Here is a 10,804-nt window from a genome sequence, read left to right as displayed (position 1 = left end):
AGGTCCGATGTATCGAGACCGAGTCCGTCTCCGCCGAAATCACCGGTATCGAATCCCGCCGATTCGAATCCGCCTGTGTCGAAGCTGTCGTTATCAAGGCCAGCGTCAAGTCCCGGAAAGGAATCATCGGGTACTAACCCTGCACTATCATCGGCCCCGCCGAGATCACCGAGATCGGCACCACCAAGATCCCCGAGATCGGCACCGCCAAGATCGCCAAGATCGGCCCCGCCGAGATCCCCGAGATCGGCACCGCCAAGATCACCGAGGTCGGCACCGCCGAGATCACCGAGATCGGCACCGCCGAGATCACCGAGATCCGCACCGCCGAGATCACCGAGATCGGCACCGCCGAGATCGGTCCCGCCGAGATCACCGAGATCGGCACCGCCAAGATCCCCGAGATCGGCTCCGCCAAGATCGCCAAGATCGGCACCGCCGAGATCACCGAGATCGGCACCGCCAAGATCACCGAGATCGGCACCGCCAAGATCACCGAGATCGGCTCCACCGAGATCACCGAGATCAGCACCGCCAAGATCACCGAGATCGGCACCGCCAAGATCACCAAGATCGGTCCCGCCAAGATCACCAAGATCGGCACCGCCAAGATCACCGAGATCGGCACCGCCGAGATCGCCAAGATCGCCAAGATCGCCAAGATCGGCACCGCCGAGATCACCGAGATCGGCACCGCCGAGATCACCGAGATCCGCACCGCCGAGATCACCGAGATCGGCTCCGCCGAGATCACCGAGATCCGCACCGCCGAGATCACCGAGATCGGCTCCGCCGAGATCACCAAGATCTGAGCCGCCGAGATCACCGAGATCGGCACCGCCAAGATCGCCGAGATCGGCACCGCCAAGATCACCGAGATCGGTCCCGCCGAGATCACCGAGATCGGTCCCGCCGAGATCACCGAGATCGGCACCGCCAAGATCACCGAGATCGGTGGTTTCGGGTTCCTCGGATTTTACGGGAATACCGGCAGCCAGACGCTCTGCATCCGATAGATAGGGCTCGATGTCGCGCAGATATTGCTCCGCCAGCGGGAAGAAGACCTCTGCCGGCGGTCTGTCGAGTTCTTCGAGCAGATTCTCTATGCGTTTTTGCTGCTCATCCGTGTAGGTGATCTGATCGGCCATACGTCTTTAGAAACTACTTCAGGGTTCTGCATTCTTTTATCGACACTATTATGGAAATGGCACAGAAAACGTTTTGGTCGGCAATAATTGTCTTTCTACTTGCGACAGGTTCTCTCGCGGGAAGAGATGAATCCACATACAGCTCGGAGGCCCTGCAGTACGCCGTTTCAGACGTCGAAGAAAAGGTCTATCAGCTACAGCAGCTGCGCAATCTCAGACGGCCGGTTCCGCCGCGGCGCATTCAGTTGCTCGATTGGAAGAGTTATTCAGGCTCAGGGCATTTCTATCGTAAAGGCATCCTCTTTACATATCGCGATCTGAAGGCGAAGCATGTTTTCCTGGCCGGTGATTTCTCGGGCTGGAATCGGCTGATCATGGAACGAAACCGGCATGGCGTTTTCTATGTTATGATTCCCGTTCGCGAGATGGAAGAAGGGGAGCGTGCATCGGTTTACAGATACCGCTTCAACGTCGACGGACTCTGGACTCACGACCCGCTGCAATATTCAGAGGAAGATGGTACCGGAGGAATGGTATCGGTCTTCCATCTCGATCAGGAACCGCCCGACAGGCTGGCCGGCCCGCGCATCCTTCCCGAAAAGCGCACGGGGGATTTGCGTCTCGTCGAATTCGCCGTTCACGAATCCCGTCTGTTAAGCCGGGCGCGCCTGGAGCGCATTGAAAACGTATCGATCGTCGGAGACTTCAACCACTGGAATCCGGAAAGCGACCTGCTGCGCCGCGGAGCGGACGGCGTGTATCGTCTGCGTATGAGGCTGCTTCCGGGCCAGTACATGTATCGCATCGTGGTTGACGGACGATGGATCCTTGATCCGTTTAATGAGTCGGTCTCGTACCATGCCGGCCTGAAGGAGAGCTATTCAAAGCTGAACGTGGAATAGATGGGTTCTCTTGTTTCAAAGAGGTTTAACCGCGGAGGTCTCTGAGAGCGCGGAGAGAAGAAGAGAGAGTTTTTGTCCACGAAGTACGCGAAAAGCGCGAAAGCAAACCCCGGATTTTCTCCGTGCCTCCGTGGTTTACCCTCTTAGGGTTTTCTCCGTGTTCTCTGCGACCTCAGCGGTAGATTCTTCTGGGTTTTCTCGCATCGTCACAGCGGAGAGGTTTAACCGCGGAGGCCTCTGAGGTCGCGGAGGAAGAGCGAAAGAGAGAGAGTTTTTTTGTCCACGAAATACGCGAAAAGCGCGAAAGCAAATCCGTGATTTTCTCCGTGGCTTCCGTGTTTAAACTCTTATGGCTTCTTCTCCGTGTTCTCTGTGACCTCTGTGGTAGATTCTTCTGGTGTTTCTCGCAGCATTGTCGCAGCGGAGAGGTTTAACCGCGGAGGCCTCTGAGTTCGCGGAGGGGAGAGAAGAAGAGAGAGTTTTTGGGTTCGCGAAATACGCGAAAGGCGCGAAAGCAAACCCGGGATTTTCTCCGCGCCTCCGTGGTTCAGGGTCGTATGGTTTTCCTGTATTGGATAGAAAGAGAAGAAAGAATAACCACGGAGACACGGGGGAAGACAGACAGAAGAGTAAGAGTTTTTTGTCCACGAAAACGCGAAAGAAGAAAAGAGAAGAGACTATAACGACACAGATTTCTATAATCCTCATACTGTGCTCTCTCTGGTGGTTTTTTTTGCATTGCTGGGGGAAGGTTAACAGCCGAGGGATCAGAGGGATCAGAGGGAGCGGAGAGGAAAGGCTCAGAAACCGAAAGCTTTCCGGATCGTTTTCGCGCATTTCGCGCTTTTCGCGGTCAACATGATTTTTCGGAATTCTTCATGGGACGCCAGTCTTAATAAGACAAAGTTAAATTTAAATCAATCAAAACCCTCCTATCGGTTTTGCTCCGTGCCTCCGTGGTTCAAACTCTTAGATTTTTTCTGCACTGGATAGAAAGAAAAGAAAGAATAACCACGGAGACACGGGGGAAGACAGAGAGAAGAGTAAGGGTTTTTGAGTCCACGAAATACGCGGAAAGCGCGGAAAAGGAAAAGACCGGAAAATTTAACGCGGTCCATTTCGACAACCCTCTCTCTGCTCTTCTCAGTGTCCCCTGTGGCCTCTGTGGTAGAATTTTTTGAGTTTTCTCGCGTAATCGTGGCAAAGAGAGTTAACCGCGGAGGGCTCTGAGATCGCGGAGAGACGAGGAAGACATTCTTGACCGCGAAAGACGCAAAAATCGCGAAAGAAATTCCGGGGATTTTCTCCGTGCCTCCGGTGCGCCAGGATAAGCCTGTGTTCTCCCGTGGGTTGAAAGGTACCCACCCCGCAATTAGCCATTCGGCGGGTAGTGAAGCGTGCATCTGCTGGAGTAATCCATTTGGGTGAAGCCACGCGGATCAAATGTAAGGGCCGTAACAAAAGTGAACCGACATGAGCCTCGTTACACCATTAGCAGCGGCCAGCCTCTCGGAGTTGGTGAAGCCTGACACGGTCGGGGAAGCAATGGTTAGCACCCGACTGGCTGCTCGGGGTCAGAGCGGATAGCACTTGCAGAAGGAAGACATGAGGAACCTGGGAGGCCCGGTGAGGGATTCGGCAACGAGTGACAGGAATCCATAACTGTGACTCATCCTCATCGGGAGTCGGAGGAGTCCATAGTAGCGAGGAAGTCGGGTAATTCCGGTGGAGCGAAGGGACTCTGCCGAAAACAAGTTTGGATAAGAAAAGGAGTAAGACCGCTTGATGGAAACATCCTCTACGGAAGAAGGAAAGGGAACTGAGGCAGCGATACCGCTTAACCAGAAGGGACTTTCCGAGAAGCTCGCTCTTTTGAGATCGAAACTCTATCACAAGGCGAGGAACGAACCACGCTTCAAATTTTACGTGCTTTATGATCGTATCTTCAGGATGGACGTTCTGGAGGCGGCGTATTCACGAGTGAAAGCGAATCGCGGTTCTCCCGGCGTTGACGGGATAACCTTCAAACAAATTGAGAACAGCAAAGGAGGTGCGAAAGCATTTCTTGAATCGATACAGAAGGAACTGAAAGAGAAGACGTACAGACCAAGCCCGGTCCGCAGGAAGTATATTGCGAAGCCGGATGGAAGACGCCGTCCTCTTGGCATTCCGACGATTAAAGACCGAGTCGTGCAAATGGCGACTCTCCTGATTATCGAGCCTATCTATGAGGCTGATTTTCTCGACTGTTCCTACGGGTTCAGACCGAAAAGATCTGCACATACAGCGCTCGCAGAAATCAGAAGTCATATTCTGTCGGGTTTTCAGGCTGTATATGATGCTGATCTCAAAGGATACTTCGATTCCATCCCACATGACAAACTGATTCTCTGCGTTGAGCAGAGAATCAGTGACAGGTCGGTCTTGCGACTGATCCGGATGTGGTTGAAGACGCCTGTGGTTGAACCCCCCGACGATAAAGGGAGTCCACCACGCATCGCAAGATCGAAACAGGGAACGCCTCAGGGGGGAGTGATCTCCCCGCTGCTCGCGAACCTGTTTCTACATTACTTCGATAAGGTGTTTCATGGTCGTAACGGACCCGCTGTGTGGGCCAACGCAAAACTTGTTCGTTATGCGGATGACTTTGTCGTGTTGGCCCGGTATCAATCGGATCGCCTCACCGATTTTGTTGAGGGATTCATTGAAGCCCGCATGGGTCTTAAGATCAATCGTGACAAGACGAAGACAGTCAACTTGAAGGAGAAGAAAGCGAGTCTGGATTTTCTCGGGTTTACCTTTCGGTTTGATCGCGATCTCAAGGGCAGAAATCGAGACTATTTGAATGTGTTACCCTCTAAGAAAGCCGTGCAGCGGATGCGGGATAGGCTTAAGATCATGACGGGCAAGAAGATGTGCTATCAACCTATTGATGAGATGATAGGCGGTATCAACAGAACCCTTGTCGGCTGGTCAAATTATTTTCGCTTCGGTTATCCAGCGGCTTCCTTTAGAAAAGTCAACTCCTATACAGTTCATCGCTTAACAGTGCATTTAAAGAGAAGAAGTCAGCGTGGTTTTCGCCCGCCGAATGGTGTGAGCTTCTACTCCCAGATAAGCAAAATGGGACTGCTCTATCTCAAATGAATACGCTCTGGGATGGTCTGTTTTCGGGAAAGCCGGATGCGGGAAATCTGCACGTCCGGTTTGACGAGGGGGAGGGCTGCCGGGCTTCCGGCACCCTCTCTACTCTACTGGTTTAAACTCTTATGGCTTCTTCTCCGTGTTCTCTGCGACCTCTGTGGTAGATTGTCCTGGTATTCCTGTATCAGAGCATCAGAAAAATGAGCGACCGGATGCCCGAGTATGAAAAAGCGGAGGCATGGCGGCGCTTGAGGCACTTTATTCAAAGATCAACCGTGAGATGGGAAAAACGATCGATCGTTTCGATATGATTCGAGAAGGCGATCGCATCCTCGTTGCTGTGAGTGGCGGCAAGGACAGTCTGCTCCTTTTACGCATGCTTCTTGATTTTCAGAAGAAGGCTCCGGTACATTTTGATCTTCTGGCCGTAAACGTCGACCAGGGGCAGCCCGGATACGATGCTGCGCCGCTTATCGAGCAGCTTGAGGCATGGGCGGTTCCGTATCATATCGAGCACCAGAATACCTACGATATCGTTCTTGAGAAAACCGCTCCCGGTAAGACTTATTGCGCCGTCTGCAGTCGCCTGCGTCGGGGCATCCTATACCGACTTGCGCGTGAGCGAGACTGTAACGTCATCGCTCTCGGGCATCACAGGGAGGATATGATCCACACCTTTCTTCTCAACGCTATGTTCGCCGGCAAGCTTGGGGGCATGCCGGCCGTTTACACGATCCGCGACAATGATCTACGCGTGATCCGTCCTCTGACCTCCGTGCACGAGGAGTGGATTCGTGAGTATGTTTCTCTTTCCGGATGGAAGCTGCTGCCATGTAATCTCTGCGGTTCACAGGAAGGCCTGAAACGCAAGGAGGTGGCCGATCTTCTTGTCGATCTGGAGAAGCGTTATCCGGTCGTCAAGCAGTCTCTTTTTGCCGCCCTGGGCAGGGTGGCCGTTGAAGAACTGCTTGACGTGGATTCACAGAAGCGGTTCGGAATCGAGAGCCGCTTTGAAGAGAATAAAGTCCCGCTGATGTGAAATCAGAAGATAGCGCCGATGGCAAAAACGATGGAATCTGAAAAGCGCCGTCTCTGCTTGTTATAGATCAGATAGTCCGTCAGCAGGTCGTCGTCAAGCAGCGTGATAAAGGGGCCGCCTAATCCGAATTGATGACGCATGTATCCGTCATACGTAACGAGAGTACGTTCGCTTTCGATTCCGATTCTAATATAAGAACCGCGTGTCATGTTGTAGCGGATTCCGTATGTGTAGGTGCCTCCTTTCAGAATGTACCCGGACGAAGGAAGCACGGGAATCGTAAGAAAGGGAATGGTCATTCCGCCGATTTGATAGTTGTAAACGCCGAGACCGTTGTGTGGATTCAGGCTCGAAGATCCGCCTGATCCACCGGAGCTGCTTGAGGAGCCTGACGGGCCCGTCAGTTCGTCCCAGTTCATGAAACCGCTTACAGAGTAGTTGTAGGTATAGCCGCCATATACCTCGTACAGCCGACTGATCTTGTAACGAAAGTCCAGGCCGAGAGTCGTCCCTTTCGCTTTGCCTTTCATCGTATTATCGTTTATCTGCGTCGCGCCGACGCCTGCGATCGAATTGTACCAGTAATCGAGCACACTGTTTGTGCCCTGAATCTCGTGATAGCGATAGCCGACCGAGGGCAGGATGTAAAACTTTTTGTCGATCGTGAAGGATGGACCGAAATAGAGGCTGAAGTTTGTTTCTTCAATACTGTAAGTCTGCTCGCTATAGCTGAAGTAGCCGGGGGTCAGAGGGGCTGAATAAGCGGTCGACTTGCTTTCCTGGCTGCCTATATCGGCTCCGAAACCGATGAAGGCTCCAACGGGGCTGTCAGATATAAACTTAAAGTCGAAGTACGGATTAAGTCCGTAGGAGGGAGTCACCTTGCGACTGCCCAGCGTTTGATCGGCCACGGCGCCGTTTACCGAGCCATAGTAGAATGCATCTTCAAGGGCAAGGTCGGCCATTTCGGAGTTGCCCGAAATGGCCGCTTTTATGCCGATTTCGGCCATACCCTCGGCGCTGACGGCGAGCGGGGAAAACAACAGAACAAGCAATAGTGCATAAGAATGTTTGATCATAGACTTTCATCCAGAAATAGCGTGAATTATGCAAAGACTTTTTGCGTTGTCTGATCTGTAAGGTACATTTCTACGATACGAGGCTGAATCTGGAAGGTCCGGTGTAACAGGGGCCTTGAATACGGATGCAGGTTTTTAGATTACCTGTAGATACTTCGCTATCTCCTTCATCGCATCGTCGTAGTCTACGATGTCTCTATAGCCGAGATCCTGCTTGATTTTACTGTTGGAAAGCCGCATCGGAGAGGCAACCTGGTTCAGAGCCTGAAAAGTTACCGGAGGCCTGTGGCGGATTCTGAGAATGCTCCAGATGCCTTCGCAGACGTAGGCCGTAGCGCGGGCCAGCGCAAGCGGCAACGTCTTCTGCTTGCCGTAGCCGGCAATCTTTGCAAGATCCGTTACGTACTGCTTCCAGGTGATCTTTTCAAGATCGTCCCATCCATTGTAGATCTGCCCGATGGCTTTTTCATTCTGCATGGCGAGATAGAAAACCTCGACGACGTTTTCGACGTGACAGAGAGCAAAGCTGACGTTGCCGCTGCCTATGATGGTGGGCAGTCTTCGCGACATCTGGTCGAGCAGATCATGAATCCACGGTTTGCTGCCTGTGCCGATAATATTTCCGGGTCGGATCACCGTTACGGGTAACCCTTTCTCGCGGTAATACTGCATGCAGAGCGTTTCCTGGATCTGCTTGGTGCGGCTGTAGTGCCCCTGCGGTTTTCCATGAGACGTCGTTTCATCGCAGGGGATTTTTGCAAGCTTGTCGCCGTAGACCGTAACGCTTGAGGCGACGAGAAAGCGCGCGTTTTCTTTTACCGCAAGATCGAGCAGGTTTCGCGTTCCTTCGACGTTCACGTCGAAATAATCCCGGGCCGGAGCCCAGTCGGTCACGATGGCCGCATTATGACAGATGGTTCCCGCTCCGTGCATGAGGGCGATAAGGGTTTCGGGCTTGCGTATGTCACCGAAGAAAACCTCGGCCTTCTGTTTATAATGCCCGTCGGTCCAGTGTGGATCTGGGTTCTGCCCCGGCATAAGCAGGGCACGAACTCGCACGCCCTCGCGAAGAAGACGGTTCACCATGTGTCGACCGAGCAATCCGTCGGCTCCCGTAACGACTACCGGTTCTCTGATTTTCATAGATGCTCCCTGTTATACGTTTCGCTTTTCTGTTTCATCTTGTGTGAATGATACCCTTCCAGATCGCTTCTCGTGATTCGTTAAGCAGATCGTCGTCGAGACTGATGCGTCCCGTGGTGGATGCTCTGACGAGGCCGACGAATGCGCCCCATACGATGGCGATGAGAGCGTCGGACGATAACGGCCGGAACTCTTCTCTTCCTTCGTGAACGAGCTGGTTAAGAAACTTCAGTAGCCTGAGTCTGCCGCTTTTGCTCTCCCGGTCGAGATGCGGCGTATAATACATCATCTCGAGAAAGTCAAAGGCGACGGGGTAATTCTTCTGAAATGCCGCAAGCCTGCCCCAGATATGATCGTACTTTTCTCGGGTCGAGCCTTTCTCGGGATATGCATCGGTAAGAGCATGATATAAACGCTCCTGCCATTGCTGGAAGATTCTGTTAACGAGTTCTTCTTTGCTTTCGAAGTAACGGTATATGGTGCCCGATCCGACTCGTGCTTTTTCGGCGATCGAGGGGACGGTCGTACTTCCGAAGCCCTGCTTCGTAAATAGTTCAAGGGCCGCCTCTTCGATGGCTAACTTCTTCTCGGAATCATGCGGAGGTTTTAGCATTTTCGTCTTCTTTGTCGTGTTTTCTGGATACGAGAAAGCCGAATCCCGCCGCTGTAAACATCATTATCAACCCATAAACGGCGGGCGGTACGGCCATCATGCCGTTGTTGAGCAGCATCGGGCTTGCTGCAATCGTAATGGCGAAGGCGGCGTTGTGAATACCGATCTCCATGCTGATGGCGATGGCCTCGCCTTTGTTCAGGCCGGTGATAAGCGGAATCATGTATCCGACGGCCATGCTCGTGAGGTTGAAAAGCAGAGCCGTCGCTCCGACCTCGCGAAAGAACTTCACGAAGTTCTGGCTTTCCTGGGCGATGGCGCCGGCGATGATCAAGACAAGAAAGAGGGCCGATGCGATTTTTACGGGTCGATAAAGCCTTTTTGACGCCTCGGGAAAGCGATGTCGTATGATCATGCCGATCGTCATCGGCGTGAGAACGATAGCGAATACCTGCATTACCTTCGCATGCTGTAACGGCAGCGTTTTACCGTCGCCGAGAAAGATCATCAGTGCCAGGTTAACGACAAGCGGCATCGTAAAGAGGCTTACGACAGAATTGACTGCGGTCAGTGTGATGTTCAGGGCGACGTCGCCTTTGAACAGATGACTGTAGAGGCTTGCCGTGGTACCGCCAGGAGAGGCGGCAAGCACCATGAAGCCTACGGCGATCACCGGGTCGGTTCGCAGAACCTTTACGAGCATCAGACAGAGAAGGGGCAGGGCGACAAGCTGAACGAGAAGTCCTATAAACACGGCTCGCGGATACTTAAAAACCCGGCGAAAATCGTCGGGCGTGAGCGTGAGCCCCAGGCCCAGCATGATGATGCCGAGAGAGACCGGCAGCAGTATTGTTGTAATGAAGCTCTGTTCCATGGTTGCGTGGCCGCTCCTCTAATCTGTCAATAACCTGTGAAGGTCGGCTTCTTGCTTTCGAGGTAAGAAGTCATCGCCTCGCGAAGATCGGCACTGTCAAGGATAGAGGCCTGAAGGTCAATCTCAAGATCCTCGCTATCGCGGATCGGCAGGAAGGCTCCCTGGCCGATGACCTGCTTCGTGATGCCGATCGTGCGCGGTGCGAGACGCAGAAATTTTTCGGCCAGCTTTTTGACGGCGTCGTCGAGCTGATCGGGCGGAACCACTCTGTTTATCAGGCCGTATTCAAGGGCCTTCTCTGAGTTAAATTTTTCAGCAAGCAAGACGATCTCTTTTGCGCGCTGGATTCCCGTCAGACGGGTGATGCGTTGCGTGCCCATAAGCACCGTTAAGCCGAGCTTAACGAGAGGCATGCAGAAGACCGATTTCTCGCTCGCTATGCGAAAATCGCAGCACAGAGAGAACATAAAGCCGGCTCCCATGCAGAATCCTTTTATCTTTGCGATCGTCGGTTTTTTCAGGCGCTCAAACCGATCAAAGCACTCCTGCATATGCCGCATATTCGATCGGAAATCATCTTCGCTTACGTCGGTAATCTGCTTGAGTATGTCGGTATCCATGCCGGCTGAGAAATGTGTTCCTTCGCCCGAAACGATTACGACCCAGATAGACGGATCGTTATCAATGCGCTCGCAGAGGTCTACGAGTTCGTCAAGCGATTCCAGATCAAAGACGTTCATGCGATCCGGACGATTCAGAATAAGAGAGATGGAATGATTCTCTTCGTCTTTTGCTACGATCCATTTTTTGTAGTTATACATGACTTGCTCCTGTTCGCCCCGTCAGCGCGGAGGCACCGGAT

At 52.8% G+C, this 10,804-nt stretch carries 9 protein-coding genes; 3 read left to right on the top strand and 6 right to left on the bottom strand.

Annotated features, from left to right (window positions below; all coding sequences use genetic code 11):
• Positions 1-1,148 (bottom strand): hypothetical protein (locus LEPIL_RS23935; RefSeq protein ID WP_246811968.1); only part of this gene is annotated, 1,148 nt, incomplete at its 3' end.
• Positions 1,149-1,204: 56 nt separating this feature from the next.
• Between LEPIL_RS23935 and LEPIL_RS10665 the strand changes: the two genes are divergently transcribed.
• The 3 genes from LEPIL_RS10665 to ttcA all read left to right on the top strand — a co-directional run bounded on the left by LEPIL_RS10665 (position 1,205) and on the right by ttcA (position 6,233).
• Positions 1,205-2,050 carry an early set domain-containing protein gene (locus LEPIL_RS10665; protein WP_169314809.1) on the top strand — a complete coding sequence of 282 codons (846 nt, stop codon included), beginning with the start codon at positions 1,205-1,207 and terminating at the stop codon, positions 2,048-2,050.
• A 1,785-nt stretch (positions 2,051-3,835) separates the two neighbouring features.
• Positions 3,836-5,197 (top strand): group II intron reverse transcriptase/maturase, encoded by a 1,362-nt coding sequence (gene ltrA, locus LEPIL_RS10660; protein ID WP_002769328.1) that lies wholly within the window; start codon positions 3,836-3,838, stop codon positions 5,195-5,197.
• A gap of 235 nt (positions 5,198-5,432) precedes the next feature.
• Positions 5,433-6,233, top strand: coding sequence for a tRNA 2-thiocytidine(32) synthetase TtcA (ttcA, locus tag LEPIL_RS10655; RefSeq protein WP_002772483.1), 801 nt, complete (start codon positions 5,433-5,435; stop codon positions 6,231-6,233).
• Between the two features lie 2 nt (positions 6,234-6,235).
• On the opposite strand, the gene LEPIL_RS10650 is transcribed toward ttcA, so the two are convergent.
• The 5 genes from LEPIL_RS10650 to LEPIL_RS10630 form a co-directional block, all read right to left on the bottom strand.
• Complete coding sequence (locus tag LEPIL_RS10650; protein WP_002772482.1) at positions 6,236-7,312, bottom strand: hypothetical protein; 1,077 nt, start codon at positions 7,310-7,312, stop codon at positions 6,236-6,238.
• Between the two features lie 135 nt (positions 7,313-7,447).
• Positions 7,448-8,455: an NAD-dependent epimerase/dehydratase family protein gene (locus tag LEPIL_RS10645; RefSeq protein WP_002772481.1), complete on the bottom strand. Its 1,008-nt coding sequence runs from the start codon at positions 8,453-8,455 to the stop codon at positions 7,448-7,450.
• 34 nt (positions 8,456-8,489) lie between these two features.
• On the bottom strand, positions 8,490-9,068 hold the full coding sequence (locus tag LEPIL_RS10640; RefSeq protein WP_002772480.1) for a TetR/AcrR family transcriptional regulator: 579 nt from the start codon (positions 9,066-9,068) through the stop codon (positions 8,490-8,492).
• The gene (locus LEPIL_RS10635) at positions 9,049-9,942 is read right to left on the bottom strand and encodes a bile acid:sodium symporter family protein (protein WP_002772479.1); all 894 of its coding nucleotides are present in this window, start codon (positions 9,940-9,942) and stop codon (positions 9,049-9,051) included. The genes LEPIL_RS10640 and LEPIL_RS10635 overlap by 20 nt, the downstream gene beginning before the upstream one ends.
• A gap of 26 nt (positions 9,943-9,968) precedes the next feature.
• Positions 9,969-10,763, bottom strand: coding sequence for an enoyl-CoA hydratase/isomerase family protein (locus tag LEPIL_RS10630; RefSeq protein ID WP_002772478.1), 795 nt, complete (start codon positions 10,761-10,763; stop codon positions 9,969-9,971).
• Positions 10,764-10,804: the final 41 nt, after the last annotated feature.

Origin of the sequence: Leptonema illini DSM 21528 (genome assembly GCF_000243335.1) — a bacterium.
GTDB lineage: Bacteria > Spirochaetota > Leptospiria > Leptospirales > Leptonemataceae > Leptonema > Leptonema illini.
The sequence above is the reverse complement of the archived record's forward strand: the minus strand, read 5'-3'. Positions and strand labels throughout refer to the sequence as shown.